The sequence below is a fragment of the Planktotalea sp. genome (genome assembly GCF_050633725.1).
GTDB lineage: Bacteria > Pseudomonadota > Alphaproteobacteria > Rhodobacterales > Rhodobacteraceae > Planktotalea.
Map to the genome: position 1 here is coordinate 1 of NZ_JBOEHB010000005.1, position 15500 is coordinate 15500.

Sequence of the window (15500 nt, forward strand, 5' to 3'; positions counted from 1 at the left end):
TCTCAAAAAATCAACAAAATCAATGAGTTGGAGGGAGGGCAAAGCTTTGAAGGTCCATCCACGCGCATCCAACACAAGGCTGAATTCTACATTTGGTATGCACAGCCCCAAGACTCAGCCATATCCAGTGTTTTACTGAGTCTCTTTTCGAACGAGCGCCTCTGTTACACTTTTCCGACCAAAGGCTTTTCGCATTTCCGGCATATGAATCTCTAACAAGGCACGCGCCTTTGCCTCTTCCATGCCTAGGGCACGCACGTTTCGGCCCACCCAAGTTTGCCAAAGAAAATCACCATCATGCCAATGAGCCGGATGCGGTTGAGAAAAGTCACAAAGGGCTTGCTCGTTCATCTTGTTCAAACTCTGGCGGCGCTCAGCCAAGCTTTCCAAGTTTGTGCGTAACTCTGCTGTCTTCTTTAACTCTTGCTCATATTTGAGATTCGCGAGTGTCGCGAGCGAGTGCCACTTTGAAATCACCGTTCCAGTCCCTTTCCTCGTCGCAAGGTTTCCGCAAATCTGATTGCGATGGCTACGGCAGCGTAATGCTCAGGTTTGATTTCGCTTCCGATCTCAACGACCGCAAACAGCGCCCGCGCCGTTGGCGGATCAGAATGTATCGGAACCTGCGCGTCTTCAGCGATAGCGCGAATCCGTAATGCAATTTCATCGACACCCTTAGCCACGCAGATAGGCGCAGCGTCGCGCGCGCCTTCCCATTTTAGTGCCACAGCATAGTGGGTCGGATTTACGATAACGACTTCAGCGAAAGGAACATCAGACATCATCTGGTTCATCGCAACCTCTTGAGCACGACCTCGGCGGGCTTGTTTGAGATGCGGGTCGCCTTCGCTATCCTTCATCTCGTCACGCAGTTCTTTATGTGACATTCGATTTTTGCGTTGGTGTTCATAGACCTGCCATCCAAAGTCGATCGCAGCGATGATCAAGGCAATCAAAACGGCTAAGCCTAGGAAGGATTTCAACAGATCAAACAATACAAGAAGTGCATTACGATCACTACCGGCGGGTGATCCGACGATGACATCGAGATTCGCGCGCAAGAAAATCGCCAAACACATTGAATAGACCATCAGTTTCACAAAACTCTTGGCGAACTCAAACAACCCACTACGACCAAATTTGTTCTTGGCATTCTTTAGGATCGAAATCCGTGAGAGCTTGGGCTGCAGTTTACTAGGTGTGAACAACAAGGCTTTCTGCCCGATCAACGCCAGCACGATCAAGCTCGCAGGCAATGCCGCAAACATTGCCACGAAACGGCCAGCATCCAATAAGAACGGTGCAAAGTAGCCCGCGCTAAAGTTCAGAGGAGAATCCATGGCAAACGCTGTATTCAATGCCATCTGGAGACTAGCCGCGAGATCATTCGATTGCGTTGCAGCGAAAGTGCCCACAAATATCCAGACACCAAAGTAGGAAAGCGCAACATTCAGATCGTTGGATCGAGCGACCTCGCCCTTCTTTCGCGCATCATCCAGCTTTTTCTGCGTTGGTTCATGGCTTTTTTCGGCGCTGTCATCTTGGCCCGACACTACTGCAGGTCTCCCGTCGCGATAAAGCTGAAGAGTGCGGTCGCCCAGCTACTTAAGATCAAAGGCAGGGATACAGTTAATAATATAAGTGCGCCTGCCGTGATCACCGGAGCGCCGACAAAGGCGACCATCAGCTGCGGCATCGCACGGTTAATTACGCCCAAAGTCAAATTATAGAGCATAGAGAGGATGAAAAACGGAGCGGCAAGCGTAAACGCAAAGCGAAACCCCCAAGCGATTTGCGTGACCCCAGCGTCTACAAGGTCAGAGGCTTCGGGCAACGCGCCAAGGGGGAACATTTCATATGATCCGATGAGATACTTGGCTGCGCTCACATGCAGTCCTAAAGCCAAAGCCAGGGCTAACCCCGCCATTGTCATTATGTGCCCCATAGCAGGCAAAGGTTCGACCCCAGCGGTTCCCAGTATCTGAGAGAGCGAAGTAGATTGAGCTGCGATTGAACCCGCCGTCTGCAAGCTGAAGACAAAAACGCGCAACATCAGCCCGAACCAAAGACCAATGCCAATTTCTGAAATCACGAGTACGAACACGGTACTGTCATTCAAATCTTGGGCAGCAACTGGGGGAACCAAAGGGAACACGATTAGGGTCAAACAGATTGCGACCGCGAGCTTTACGCGTGTGGGGATTGAAACCTCGCCCAGCGCGGGCAGCAAAGAAACCAATGCTGCCACACGAAATAGAACTAACATGTAGCCCAAGATAAGTGGTTCGCTATAGATCGGCACAACCCAATTCACGCGGCGGCAACTCCGACAATCGCGGGTGCTGCATCCGTCCCGATCTCTTCAAATGAAAGCACGGGCGCGGTAATGCCTCGCGCAGCGATAATAGTACGCAAGAATCTTCGGCGCTGGGTGGATGTTACGATGGCAGACTGAACGCCCCGCTCCGATTGTTCTGATACCTGCTCGGCAACCGATGCAACGAGCTTGCTGAAAAGATCTGGTGGGAGCGCGACATTAGCGACCCCTTGTTCTGCATCTAATTGGTAGGTGTTGAACGTCTGTTCCCACTCAGGAGCGAGTTGGATCAGGGGTATCGTCCCGTCTTTCCTCTTTAAATTCGCGATCAGTTGGAAGCCCAACGCTTGGCGCACAAACTCACAGGTCGCTTCGGGGCTGCTATGGATCGGCCTCGCTTTTCCAATAGTCTCGATAATGATTGGAAGATTTCGGATCGACACCTGCTCAACAAGCAACAAACGAAGGACCGAGTGCAATAAATCCAAGGGAACTTTATCCGGAATAAGTTCATCTAGTAACCGCCGATTAGCGGCCGTGCGGCGCGGATCGCTTAGATTAACCAGCTCATCCAAAAGACGTTGCAAAGCCTTAAAGGTTAAAAGCCTGCCTAGGTTCGTGCGAACGCACTCCAAAAGATGGGTCGCGAGAACTTCGCACGGCGATACGACCGTTTGGCCTGCAAGTGACGCCGTCTCTTTTTCAGCGTTATCTATCCAAAGTGCCGGCGCGCCATAGACAGGCTCTTCAATAGAACCTTCGATTTTCCCCGGATCCGCATCATCCACCAGAGCCAACAAGCGATTGGGTTCCAATGTGCCAGACGCCTGTTCGACCCCGTGGATGTTTATTCGATACGTTCCAGATGCGAGTGAAGGATCATCTGTCAGTCGAATTTCAGGCATCACCAGCCCGAATTCCTGGGCGACATGTGTGCGCATATTTCTAATACGCGCATCGAGACCTGTTCCTGGGTCGAGGACCATATCCACTAGGTTCGGTGCAAATTGGACATGGATGTCATCCAAATCCAAAATGTCAGCCATAGTTTCCTCAGCTTCCGACGGCTCTGTCTCACTCTCGAGAGCGGTTGCCGTCTTAGAAATCATCTCTTGTCGTTTCCGCATGGACCAAGCGGCAAAAATCAGGACGCCGCCGCCAATCAAGAATGGCAAAATGGGCAACCCCGGAACCAAAGCAAACGCAATCATGAGCAAGCCGACTGTCAGCAAGGCTGCTGGATGTCGACCAAGCTGAGCGAAAAGCGTAATGTCTGTTGCACCAATTGCCCCGCCGCGTGCCAACAATAGCGCAGCAGAGATTGAGATGATAACTGCGGGAATTTGCGACACCAAACCATCGCCAACCGTTAAGATGGCGTAAGTTTCAAATGCTTGCCCCAAAGGCATACCATGAACAACGCTGCCCATGATCAAGCCCATAACAAAATTAAGAAGCGTTATCAGGAGCCCCGCAATCGCGTCTCCCTTCACAAACTTTGACGCGCCGTCGAGGGAGCCGAAAAAAGTTGTCTCTAATTGATCTCTTTCTCGCCGCGCTTTGGCTTCGTTGTGATCAATCGCGCCAGCGGACATATCACTATCAATCGCCAACTGTTTTCCTGGCATGCCATCCAGCGCAAAGCGGGCACCTACCTCGGCCATTCGCGTCGCGCCTTTTGTAATCACCATAAAGTTGACAATCAGCAGAACCCCAAACACCACCAAGCCAAGAAACACGCTCCCCCCCATGACAAAACTTGCAAAGCCTTCAATAACGCCCCCTGCCGCACCAGTCCCTGTGTGACCCTCGCCAATGATGAGTTTTGTCGACGAAATATTAAGCGACAAACGCAACATCAAAGATGCAAGCAAAATGGTCGGAAACGATGAAAAATCCAAAGGACGTTCGACGAACAAGGTTATCGTAAAAATAAGGATCGCGAGCCCGAACGAAACAGCGAGACCCATATCCAGAACAAACGCCGGCATTGGCAAGATCATCATTACGATGACCGCCATCAAAGCCAACGCAAGTAGTATTGTTGGATTAAGTCCCAGTTTAGCCAAGGCAATTTCCTTTTTAGGTAAGTGACAGGCTTCCCATTATTGAGAAACGCCGGGAACCAGCGAACCTAGTCTTGAGGTCGCTGGTTTCGCGACCAATAGCGGGTAGTGGTTTTCGCGAGGTTTTCGCGTTGACGCTTGAGCACTCAACGCGACCTTCTCAGGTTCAGAAGGTTCCTGATAATGTCGCAAGAATTTGGTTTTGTATGATTTCGCTAAGGTTGCAGTTCGCGAATGATACGCTCCTGCGGCATCACTCCAGTCGCCAAATTCAGAATATAGTGATTTCAGAAACTTAGCTGCATAGAGTGCATTGCCGCGCGGTGAAATCATTTCATCTAGGCTATCGAAGCCCTCGCTATGCCAATGATAATTCAACTGAAAGCAACCAACGTCGAAGCGTCTTTCGCCTTTTGAAATCAGGCTGAGCGCTTGCTCCAATAGATCTGCTTCAGTGGCCAGCCAGCTCCCTTTTCCAGCAACATTTATCGCCCAAGGCCAAGGTTGAATCACCCCATCCACTTCGCGGCCCGTTTCAGTCTTTGCGATCGCAAGCATAACAGTGTTGGGAACTCCAATCTCATGCGCGGCAAATTGTGCTGCACGAGCGCAAGAATCGTTAGCTTCTGACGATGCCTTTGCCCAATTTGGAATAGCCAACAGGCCAGTCAAAATTACCAAAGTCCAACGAGACGTTTGCTTAGCAAAATTTCTAGAGCCATCAAGAAGATGTCGGCTGAAAGGTAATACGGTTCCCATGGATCCACACATTTTTTGCGATTGCAATGAATGTACGGATCAGAGCTTTACAATTGGTAACCATGTTCACGTAGATAATAGCTGCAACGCAATATTCTGAGGCGAGAACGTTTGACCTTGCGAAATTTGCTCCATCAACAAAAACCGATCAATCAAATCCGAACGGGTATCTGTCTGAGCCAGATCATCAACTTGATCTGTTCCAAAATTCGAGAGCGATTTCTCCTGAAAGACCTCAAGCTGCTTTTCAATATCTAACTGACCAAACGAGCTAGGTAGGCCCAGAGCCGATTCTACGACAGATCGAAGCGGCGCGCTGCTCATAATCAGATACCATTTCGCATCATTACTGACATCAAGCGCTCCTAGACGCTCAAATTCTGTTTGCGCGTTAAGTGCAAGACGCAAGTTTTCATCGACGTTGCCAACTGCGACAGCAAAGGCCTGTTCGGTGAATTGGTTCGTTATATTCTCAGCAGTACTTGGCAATACGCCCACAAGTGAACTAAGACCATCCATCGCAAAATCTGAGGCCAACCGCTTATATCGGCTATCCGTCATCCGGTTAGCCAAAGCATCGGAATCGCTGGTCCCCTCTGACAAAACGCGCTTGATAAAGTACCTATTCTCTAGATCATCTTGAAGCCCATAAGCACCAAGAGCGACGGTCAACACTTGACGATCTGCCACCACGCTTTCCGCTGATTTCAGTGAGGGCGCTGACTGCTCAAAGTGATCCACCAGCCGCTTTTGTTCTGAACTCTCTGCAAAGGCATCAAGTTGGGTAGGCAAGGTGCGTTGCAAATTACGCCAAGCAACAAGCCCCGTTCCAAGTACAAATGGTTGAAATGTCATTTCAACACCTCAGCAGATTCGCCGTGAAAGAAGTTCTCTTTCAATCGGCATCAGTTGTTTAAGTGCCTTTAGCGCATTGTAAAACTTGCCTTGCCCTATCGAAACTTGTGCTAGCGCCAATTGCTCTTGGCAACCTTGATCGCTCAGAATCTTCGACAGCTCGGAAATTTGACCTAAAATTTGTGGCCTCAAAGATGAAGGATCCGTGCTTCCTGCCAAGATCAACTGCAGCTGATAGCAGACTCGTGTTATTGGAGTCGTGACCGCATCTGGATGAATTGCATCTTTCAATCGCAACACATTTGCACTTGGTGTCACAATCGAGAACCTTGAACGACGATTGCCATTTTCTAGGACGGCTCCGTTTATCAGAACCCGTTCCTTTGGACTTAGCTTTATCACCAACCCTGACATAGTTAGCCCTTTCCTTTTAGTCCGCGAAGAACAGCAACGTTCATTTCGACAAGGGTTTCTGACCCTGCCTCTCCGCTTAGAATTTTGCCCGTTTGTTGGATCACGAATTCGGCCATATAGAACAAACGCGCGCGCAATGCAGGCTCAAGCTGGTTGTTTTGGTCCGCCACCTGCGTCGCTATGCCGATCCACAACCGCTCATTTTTGTTCAAAATTTTGACACGACTTGGAAAGTCACTGTCCTGTTTTGAGAGTTCACGAGTCACTCCCAAGATCAGGTCATATTCGAGATCCTTTGCATTTCGGGTGTGTTCGCCAAGTGACGAGTATCGCCGAGCTGCCGTAAGCGCGCTGGTCATCAATCTTCTCCCTGAGAAATCAAACATTAGAGTGCGAGAGCGCCTCTTGCGGCGCTCTCATTTGGTTGATTAACGGAAGAGCGACAACAAACTCTGAGGCGATTGGTTCGCTATAGACAAGGACTGCACACCAAGCTGTTGTTGAACTTGTAGAGCCTGAAGTTTGGCAGAGGCTTCTTCCATATCTGCATCTACCAAAGAGCCGATGCCCGCGCGCAAAGAATCTGTCAGCTTGGAGACAAAATCACTTTGCGTCGTGATACGGCCTTCGACAGAACCCAAAGAAGACGCTGCATCAATAGCTGTATCGATAAGCGTCTCGATTGTGCCAAGCGCACTATCCGCACCAAGGGCTGTCGAAACGTCGATACTATCTAACGCGCCCAGTCCCCCAGATCCAGCATTCTGAAATTGGCCAGTGACAGCCATGTCAGTACCCGAATTGTTCGTGAAATCTAGCGTTCCTGGGCTACCGCTATCATAATCGACAACCAGATCTTCGATACCCAAGGCGTCAATCGCGTTCTTCAACCCGACCGCAACCATATCAGATCTCGAAGTCGCTACAGCATCGTCAGCAGTTACAGTATAGGACGCGGTTTGATCACCAATTCTGATTGTGACCCGATCACCTTCAGCAAAGTTGTCTTGGGCAGTATCGTCGATCACGATCGTGTCGGTGCCACCTGTATTATCAAGCGACAGCGCGACTGTATCGCCGTTCGTAGAAGGCGCACCGCCAGAGGACCCAAAGATGTCGTTCGCACTATATCCGCCAACAGCCAGATCTTGGCCTGTTACCTGAATGGTTGAAGCGCTCACTGCTCCTGTCGAATCGCGATCGAGCGAAGACAGGATATCCACGTTGCCGGACACACCATCAACAAGGTTCAGACCATTGAACTGAGCCGCCGCAACAACGGATTCGATTTGCTCACTTAGCGCGGACACATCTTCGTTGATCTTGGTGCGATCGACGTTATCTTCCTGCGCAGCAACAATTTTACCTTTCATTTCAGTAAGCAGTTCCGTGACAGTTTCCGCAGCTTGGCGCGCGACAGCAACTGTCGATTTTCCGAGCGACAAGCTGTCAGAAATCGCGTTGAAACCTTTCACATCAGATTCCATGACGCGTGAAATCGCCCAGACTGCCGAGTTGTCGGCTGACGATGCAATCGATTTGCCTGTAGAAATTTCGCTTTGTGTCTTGGCAAGGCCAGAGTTGATCGATTTGAGAGTTTGCAACGCAACCATGGCGCTGTTGTTTGTCAGAATACTAGACATTCATTTATCCTTTAGGCTTCGGCGCTTTGCGCCAATTCTTGTTCTCCGCCCTGAAGGGCGGCCAAAAGGTCGTACTGACGATGCAAGCCTTGCTTTGAGCAATCCTTGCGCCACTTGGATAACCAAGCGCATCGACCTTTTGGCAGACGAAACCTAACGGAAGCCTAAACACTCACCGCCAATTCCAAGCGTTTTAAGTCGAATTTTCAACTCCGCTTGAACAATGATCTCTCAGACTTAACTGCCACCATGCTCTTTTTGCCGCTCGGCTCATAAGTACGTAAATTGCAGGAAACGTCATTTATATCTTTCGCGCGAGTGATGGCAGCGCGCATCCCTTCGATTGCACTATAGGAGAGCATTTGGTTACGGGCCAACTTGCTACGAAGAGGATAAAATTTTTCGATGTTTCGCAATGAAGTCGAGCCGATTTCTTCAAGCATTTCAATTTTCTCGACCCCCATCCGCTCAATCATATTAATATCGCCCTTCAAAAGCCCTCGGTATTCGCTCTCCAAGTGACGCTCCAACTTTGCGACTAGAACCGAAAGCTCCTTCATCGCTTCGCACTTTGAAGAGCTTGCTCAAAGTGTGCGGCCAACCCTAGACCACCTGCTTGCACCATTTCTCGCGCCTGAGCTTCGCGCAAAAATGAAGCAAATTGATCCTCACCCGTTCCACCTCCAAACGCGTCCGGCGTCTCTCCTACGCCTGCGGCTTTCAGCATCTCAGCCAAGAACGCGGCCTCAAGTTTCTGTGCGGTATTGAAGGTCTTAGTCGGACGCACGGCATACGAATCTGTTGCAGCGGTCTCCGTTCCAGTTGGAAAAATCATAACAATTCGCTCTCTTTTCATTCGATTTTTCCAGAAATAGAGGATTGCGGTAAACAACTGGTAACTGCTGCCGAGTAAAAGCAGGGCATCCACTTTTGGAGTTGCCATGAATATTCTGTCAGACCTGCCTACAATTGTAGAAAACCGCCCGAGTGGCGATGCCTTGACGAAAGGCCTTTTGTTGATCGGCGAAGACCTATCGAGCCAAACCACCCGCGATTTCTCACATGTTTTAGAGCGTCTGAGGGGAGAAATTGATAGCGATCCAGTTCCGCCTTCAGAACCTTCGTTTACTGAAGACGAGCCTGTTCAAGAGGCAACGTTGCTTGAAATGCCTGAAGAAGTTGCCATGCCATTTCACCCCGGTCCGAATGCCAAGTTGGAACGGGAAGACCTGAACCTTAACATTACAGCCACCGTTTCCTCTCAAACGCTAATTGCCCAGCCAAAAGATCAACATTTTGTAATCGCGCCAGCGCCCCCGCATTCGAATAGAGAGGCAATCGAACTAAGCGGTTCGACAGCAAAGAAAGAAACGATTCCCGCAACACTCCATCAAGAGTTACAGCCTCAGTTAGTAGCCTTGGATTTTTCTCGAGTGGAACAGGCGCAAGCAGCAGAACCGAACGCGCAAAAGGAAGGCATTCGACTCGGCCGAGAGCAATTCCCTGCTGAAAATGTTCAAGCAAGAGCTCTAGCCCACAAAGGCTCGGATATGCCTTTCACCTCCATTCAAGCAAACACATTGTCCGAAGCGGAAAAGACTGCCGACCTTAATTCTGCAAAGATTGAAGATGTGCTCGCACCCACAGGTAGGCTCTATTCTTCAGAAAGTAGGTCGATCGTCGATGTCGCCGAGAATTTAGAATTGCAGCCGGAAAAGCTAAATCAAGACCCCAAAGCCGTCCATACAAAAGGTTTTGAAGACACGTCAAATCCGACGACAAAGCTAGGCTTTTCAAATGAGCGCTTGAGCGAAGAAAAAAGTATCGAGACATTTAGCTTCACGCAACTCAGCAGCAAGAACCTGAGCAAACCTGAAGCCAATGGAACTCAAATTGGCAGATTTGGAGCATACCAAAAGATGGCGTTGGAGCCTTTTTCTAATGAGAATCGCCCCAAACCCGCAACGACAGCTACATCTCATTTTGAACCGAGTTTCGACCACCCAACGGCAGTCAAAACAAGTGAAAATGTTGAGCTTAACACCCAATCCTCATTCTTGAACAACGGGGTTTTGAACCGACTCGAAAAGCTAGAAACAAGCAACGACTCACAAATATCGGCCCCGTTTATCAAGACTGATCCAACGAGTTCGGCACTGTTTCAGCCGCCAATCCACTCCATTCAGAACACCCCGACATTTACCACGCATCGTGCATTTCAGACAGCGAATGCGCATGCCATTACAGACGCCGTGGTTCATCTTCGTGACACTGGTGGTCAGGTTGACGTCGCGCTGTCGCCCGACGACCTTGGGCGCTTGTCTATTAAGCTGGAACAAACAAATCAGGGATCAGTTTTTACCTTCTCGGCAGATCGCGCTGATACCCAGGACTTAATCCGGCGCCAAATCGAACAGTTGCAAGAACAGTTTCGAGCCATGGGTTTTGAGAATTTGAATTTCGCCTTCGAGAATCAAGGTCAGGATCAATCTGCAAAGGCCTCAGAAAAATCTAACACTCCCACTGAGCAACCCAAACATGCGACGCAAGAAACGGTCCTTAAGGTTATGCTTACTGAACCTTCAAGCGGCTTAGATATTAGGATTTAGTCTAATGACCACAATCAATACCAGCACCCAAACCCAACCACTTTACTCGGGCCAAACGACAACTGACCAAAACACCTCTGCACTCAGCAGTGACTTTGAAACATTCCTGAAAATGCTGACGGTTCAAATGGAAAACCAAGACCCTTTGAACCCTGTTGATTCGGCAGACTATGCGGTTCAGCTTGCGACTTTCTCGTCTGTTGAACAGCAGGTTTTAACAAATGATCTCCTTACATCTCTGACGGCGAGCATGTCAGGCGGCGGCATTGGCGCGCTAGGGCAATGGGTCGGTATGGATGTTCGCGCTGGCGTCGCCGCCCACTATGATGGTGATCCTGTAGAATTGGCGGTGCCCGAATATGAAGATGCCGACCGACGCGTTTTGGTCGTACGCGATGGGCTAGGCGAAATCGCAACGCGCTTAGATATACCATTGGAAGGCGCGGAATTTACTTGGGACGGCGTTATGGCAGATGGCTCAAAAGCACAAAGCGGCATCTATCAATTCAGTGTCGAAGCTTTCAAAGACGGTGCCGTGCGTTCAAGCGATCCCGTATCCGCTTATAACCGCGTGCGCGAAGCAATCATTGAAAACGGCGAAACGCTACTGTTGCTGGATGGCGATATTCTTATCACCCCCAGCGAAGTATCCGGCCTAAGAAGCCCAGACTAAGGTTAGAACCAAAGCGATTCGATCAGAACAAAAAGAACAACACCAGCTGTTGCACCTGAGAGAAACCACAGGCTTCGACTGCGCGTTTTACTTGGCGAATGCGTTGGAGCTTCTTGGGATTGCCGAATCAATGCAGCTTCAACCAGCCCTGGCAATCTTGGTCCAAACCGCGCAAGAACCTTGGCTGTTTTCGCAAGATCACGACCAACCGCAACGGGGCCGATGCTGCCTTTGATGTAATCCTCAACAACGGGTTGAGCGACCTGCCAGATATTCATATGCGGGTCTAGAGAGCGCGCGACGCCTTCAACAACAACCATTGTGCGTTGCAAAAGAATCAATTCGGTTCGCGTTTCCATCCCGAACCGTTCGGTCACATCAAAGAGATAGCTGAGCAAGCTCCCCATAGAGATACGGGTCGCGTCCATTCCAAAGATTGGCTCGCCCACAGCGCGCAGCGCGCGCGCGAATTCTTCTACATCTTGATTTGCTGGGACATATCCCGCTTCAAAATGCACTTCGGCAACACGTTTATAATCACGGCGAATAAAGCCAAAGAGTATCTCAGCGTAAACACGGCGCGTGTATTCGTCGATGTGCCCCATGATCCCAAAATCGTAGGCGATAATATCGCCGTTAGGCGCGACCTTTAGATTGCCTTGATGCATGTCCGCATGAAAATACCCATCTCGCAGGGCATGTTGCAAAAACAGCTCCAGCACACGCGCCGCAAGTTTAGTGCGATCATGACCTGCCGAATCAATTGCGTCATTGTCGCCCAAAGCAACGCCGTCGGCCCAACCAAGCGTCATCACGCGCCGAGCAGATAGGTCCCACTTGATTGCAGGTAGCGAAAACCCGGCATCCTCACTGGTATTAGATGCAAATTCCGACGCCGCAGCGCTCTCGAGGCGCAAATCCAACTCGCCCAGGACCACACCTTCAAAGTGGGTGATCACGTCCATTGGGCGCAAGCGGCGCGAACTAGGCGATAACATCTCGACCATCTGCGCGCCGAAATAGAACGCGTCGATGTCTTTCTGGAACGCTTTTTCTATGCCTGGGCGCAACACTTTGACAGCGACAACCTCGCCTGTGCTGGCGATTGTTGCCTGATGCACCTGTGCGATAGAAGCCGCTGCAACCGGTTCGCTAAATTCAGTGAATACCTCATCAGCAGATCGGCCAAGTTCCTGCGCAACAGTCGCTTTAGCAACTTCAATCGGGAAGGGCGGCAACTTGTCTTGCAAAACCCGCATCTGCGCGGCCAGTTCTTCCCCAATCACATCAGGCCGCGTGGACAGAACTTGGCCCAATTTGATATAAGCAGGCCCCAGCGCAGTTAAGGCGCGCGGCGCAGGCGGCATGTTCACATCGCCCTTGTAACCGAGCCATTTGAAGGGCCACCCCAAAGTTCGCGCAGCAATGCGCAAAGAACGAGGGGCTTCCATCGCATCAAGTACGATGCCCATTGCGCCAGTACGTTCCAGCGTTGCGCCTGTCACTATAAGACGCCAAATATTGTGCGGACCGCGCATGTCTTAGATTTTCCAACCAGAATGCAAAGCGGCGATACCCATTGTTAGGTTGCGATACTTTGCATTTTCAAAACCCGCGGAACGCACCATTTCAAGAAACGTATCCTGATCCGGAAACTTGCGAATTGATTCGACCAAGTACTGATAACTGTCTGCATCATTAGCGATCAGTTTGCCCATCGGTGGAATCACGTTGAAGGAATACCGATCATACGCCCATTGCATTGCTGGGTTAGGGATCTGGGAAAACTCTAGAACCATCAACCGACCACCAGGGCGCAGAACCCGAAAGGCTTCGTTCAAAGCTTCTTGTGGCCGAGTTACGTTTCGAATGCCAAAACTGATCGTATAAACGTCAAAACTGTTGTCCTCAAATGGCAGTGCCATCGCATCACCAACCACCCAATCCAGAGAACCGGCCATTTTTCCAGCTTCGGCGCGCTTCCGACCCTCAATCAACATTGGCTCGGTTAGATCCAAAACGGTTGCATGGCCTTGTCCAGCACGGCCTAGAAACTTGAACGAAATATCGCCCGTCCCACCAGCAACATCCAACAATTGTTGGCCTGCTCGCGGCGCGAGCCAATCCATCATTGCTTCTTTCCAAATGCGGTGAATGCCCATCGACATGACATCATTCATGATATCATATTTGGACGCGACCGAGTTGAATACGCCTTGGACGCGCCCAGCCTTCTCGGATTCGGGCACCGTTTCAAAACCGAAATGGGTGGTATCTTGGATCTGATCGCTCATGAGGCCTTGCCGTCCTTTTATTTGCCCCTTCTTATAAAGCGCCGCGCACTCGTTACAATGCGCCCAATTGGACCGCATAGCTTGAAGGGACAAAACATGCCTGAACTGCCGGAGGTGGAAACAGTTCGTCGCGGCCTTGCGCCTGTCATGGAAGGCGTACGCATAGCAAAGACTGACGTAAACCGCCCAAATCTGCGCTGGCCCTTCCCTGAAAACATGGGCGAAAGGCTAACGAATGTGCGGGTTGAACGACTGCGTCGGCGATCCAAATACATTCTCGCAGACCTCGAAACAGGCGAATCGCTTTTGATTCATCTCGGCATGTCTGGACGCATGCTAATTTCTGGTGCCAAGCTTGGTGCGTTTGTTCACGATCACCCGAAGCCCGAAAAGCACGATCACGTGGTCTTTCACATGGAATCAGGTGCGCGTGTGACCTTCAACGATCCACGCCGATTTGGTGCAATGGATATTTTGGACACAAAAACAGCGGATCAACACAAGTTACTACGAGATATCGGGCCAGAGCCGCTCGGAAATCTATTTGATGAAGCCTATCTGGTTGAGGCGTTAGCCACTAAGAAAAGCCCGATAAAGACAGCGCTTCTCGATCAGAAGATCGTGGCTGGCCTCGGAAATATCTATGTCTGTGAAACGCTTTACCGCGCTGGTATCTCGCCCTTGAGAACAGCTGCGCAACTATCGAAACCGCGCAGAGCGGCCCTTGTTCCCATTATCAGGCAGGTCTTGAGCGATGCGATCGAAGCAGGAGGCTCATCGCTCAAAGACTTCCGACAAGCAGACGGTGACTTGGGGTATTTCCAGCATAGCTTTGATGTCTACGGACGCGAGGGCGACGCCTGCCGCACCCAAGAGTGCACTGGCCTCATCAAACGTGCAGTGCAATCGGGACGATCGACCTTCTATTGCGCGAAGTGTCAAAGATAACTTGAAACGGTTTGTGCACGTGGTAAGCAAACAGGTCTGAGCGCAACAACAAAGAGCATCGCACATGGCCTATGAAACGCTGATCGTCGACATCGAAGATCACGTCGCCCTTATTCGCATAAATCGCCCTGAAGCGATGAATGCTCTCAACTCTCAAGTATTGGGAGAACTCAGCGTTGCTCTTCAGGATGCAGACAAGAACGACAAAGTGCGTTGCATTGTGTTGACTGGGTCTGACAAGGCATTTGCAGCAGGCGCAGATATCAAAGAAATGTCTGAGAAGACCTTTGTTGAAATGTTCTTGTCCAACTTCTTTGCTGATGAAGGCGATGCCGTTAGCGCGACTCGCAAGCCTATTATTGCGGCTGTTTCTGGCTATGCCCTGGGTGGCGGTTGTGAACTGGCGATGATGTGCGATTTCATCATTGCATCTGATACGGCCAAATTTGGCCAGCCCGAAATCAATCTCGGCGTTGTCGCAGGAATCGGCGGCACACAGCGCCTGACACGTTTCGTCGGCAAATCCAAATCCATGGACATGCACCTGACGGGCCGGTTCATGGATGCGGAAGAAGCAGAACGAAGCGGCCTCGTAAGCCGGGTCGTTCCCGCGAAAAAGCTGAAAGAAGAGGCGCTTAGCGCTGCTCAGAAGATTGCTGAAAAGTCTGTTCTGACTTCTATGGCCGTCAAAGAAGCTGTTAACCGTAGCTATGAAACGACCTTGAGCGAAGGGATTCTCTTTGAGCGTCGTTTGTTCCACTCGCTCTTTGCGACAGAAGATCAAAAAGAAGGAATGGCAGCGTTTCTTGAAAAGCGCCAAGCACAATTCCGAGACAAATAGACCCCCATGCCCTTGGGGCCTGTTGACAGGGACGCGAGTCGGCCCTAAGACGCGGCTTCGAGATTAGAATGCAGCCCAAAT

Annotated in this window: 17 protein-coding genes; 5 read left to right on the forward strand and 12 right to left on the reverse strand. The window is 50.4% G+C overall.

The features are described from left to right. Positions 1–216, forward strand: a 216-nt coding sequence (locus ACRBCU_RS06180; protein WP_431364506.1) for a hypothetical protein, incomplete at its 5' end; no start/stop codon positions are given. Positions 217–473: 257 nt separating this feature from the next. Here ACRBCU_RS06180 and ACRBCU_RS06185 read toward each other — a convergent pair. The 10 genes from ACRBCU_RS06185 to ACRBCU_RS06230 form a co-directional block, all read right to left on the reverse strand. Next, positions 474–1553, reverse strand: a complete 1080-nt coding sequence (locus ACRBCU_RS06185) for an EscU/YscU/HrcU family type III secretion system export apparatus switch protein (protein ID WP_431364507.1) — start codon at positions 1551–1553, stop codon at positions 474–476. After that, positions 1553–2314, reverse strand: coding sequence for a flagellar biosynthetic protein FliR (locus ACRBCU_RS06190; protein WP_431364508.1), 762 nt, complete (start codon positions 2312–2314; stop codon positions 1553–1555). The genes ACRBCU_RS06185 and ACRBCU_RS06190 overlap by 1 nt, the downstream gene beginning before the upstream one ends. Further along, positions 2311–4338, reverse strand: a complete 2028-nt coding sequence (gene flhA, locus ACRBCU_RS06195; RefSeq protein ID WP_431364604.1) for a flagellar biosynthesis protein FlhA — start codon at positions 4336–4338, stop codon at positions 2311–2313. Before flhA ends, ACRBCU_RS06190 begins: the two co-directional genes overlap by 4 nt. 84 nt (positions 4339–4422) lie before the next feature. Further along, positions 4423–5169 (reverse strand): transglycosylase SLT domain-containing protein, encoded by a 747-nt coding sequence (locus ACRBCU_RS06200; RefSeq protein ID WP_431364509.1) that lies wholly within the window; start codon positions 5167–5169, stop codon positions 4423–4425. Between the two features lie 39 nt (positions 5170–5208). Beyond that, the gene (locus ACRBCU_RS06205) at positions 5209–5997 is read right to left on the reverse strand and encodes a DUF1217 domain-containing protein (RefSeq protein WP_431364510.1); all 789 of its coding nucleotides are present in this window, start codon (positions 5995–5997) and stop codon (positions 5209–5211) included. A gap of 9 nt (positions 5998–6006) precedes the next feature. Continuing rightward, the gene (locus tag ACRBCU_RS06210) at positions 6007–6411 is read right to left on the reverse strand and encodes a flagellar biosynthesis repressor FlbT (RefSeq protein WP_431364511.1); all 405 of its coding nucleotides are present in this window, start codon (positions 6409–6411) and stop codon (positions 6007–6009) included. Positions 6412–6413: 2 nt separating this feature from the next. Next, complete coding sequence (locus tag ACRBCU_RS06215) at positions 6414–6770, reverse strand: flagellar biosynthesis regulator FlaF (protein ID WP_431364512.1); 357 nt, start codon at positions 6768–6770, stop codon at positions 6414–6416. 69 nt (positions 6771–6839) lie between these two features. Beyond that, a complete protein-coding gene (locus ACRBCU_RS06220; protein ID WP_431364513.1) occupies positions 6840–8054 on the reverse strand; it encodes a flagellin in 1215 nt (404 codons plus the stop codon). Positions 8055–8260: 206 nt separating this feature from the next. Beyond that, positions 8261–8614, reverse strand: a complete 354-nt coding sequence (locus tag ACRBCU_RS06225) for a hypothetical protein (protein ID WP_431364514.1) — start codon at positions 8612–8614, stop codon at positions 8261–8263. Further along, a complete protein-coding gene (locus ACRBCU_RS06230) occupies positions 8611–8997 on the reverse strand; it encodes a rod-binding protein (protein WP_431364515.1) in 387 nt (128 codons plus the stop codon). Before ACRBCU_RS06230 ends, ACRBCU_RS06225 begins: the two co-directional genes overlap by 4 nt. On the opposite strand from ACRBCU_RS06230, the gene ACRBCU_RS06235 reads away from it, so the two are divergent. Together ACRBCU_RS06235 and ACRBCU_RS06240 are read left to right on the forward strand one after the other, a co-directional pair. Further along, on the forward strand, positions 8996–10663 hold the full coding sequence (locus ACRBCU_RS06235) for a flagellar hook-length control protein FliK (protein WP_431364516.1): 1668 nt from the start codon (positions 8996–8998) through the stop codon (positions 10661–10663). The genes ACRBCU_RS06230 and ACRBCU_RS06235 overlap by 2 nt on opposite strands. A gap of 4 nt (positions 10664–10667) precedes the next feature. Next, positions 10668–11336 carry a flagellar hook capping FlgD N-terminal domain-containing protein gene (locus ACRBCU_RS06240; protein WP_431364517.1) on the forward strand — a complete coding sequence of 223 codons (669 nt, stop codon included), beginning with the start codon at positions 10668–10670 and terminating at the stop codon, positions 11334–11336. Between the two features lie 2 nt (positions 11337–11338). Here the strand turns inward: ACRBCU_RS06240 and ubiB are convergent, their stop codons facing one another. After that, positions 11339–12874: a 2-polyprenylphenol 6-hydroxylase gene (ubiB, locus tag ACRBCU_RS06245; protein ID WP_431364518.1), complete on the reverse strand. Its 1536-nt coding sequence runs from the start codon at positions 12872–12874 to the stop codon at positions 11339–11341. Positions 12875–12877: 3 nt separating this feature from the next. Continuing rightward, on the reverse strand, positions 12878–13630 hold the full coding sequence (gene ubiE / locus ACRBCU_RS06250; protein ID WP_431364519.1) for a bifunctional demethylmenaquinone methyltransferase/2-methoxy-6-polyprenyl-1,4-benzoquinol methylase UbiE: 753 nt from the start codon (positions 13628–13630) through the stop codon (positions 12878–12880). A gap of 96 nt (positions 13631–13726) precedes the next feature. Here ubiE and mutM point away from each other — a divergent pair, with 96 nt between their 5' ends. Next, complete coding sequence (mutM, locus tag ACRBCU_RS06255; protein ID WP_431364520.1) at positions 13727–14578, forward strand: bifunctional DNA-formamidopyrimidine glycosylase/DNA-(apurinic or apyrimidinic site) lyase; 852 nt, start codon at positions 13727–13729, stop codon at positions 14576–14578. A 64-nt stretch (positions 14579–14642) separates the two neighbouring features. After that, positions 14643–15419: an acryloyl-CoA hydratase gene (locus tag ACRBCU_RS06260; protein ID WP_431364521.1), complete on the forward strand. Its 777-nt coding sequence runs from the start codon at positions 14643–14645 to the stop codon at positions 15417–15419. The last annotated feature ends 81 nt before the right edge of the window (positions 15420–15500 follow it).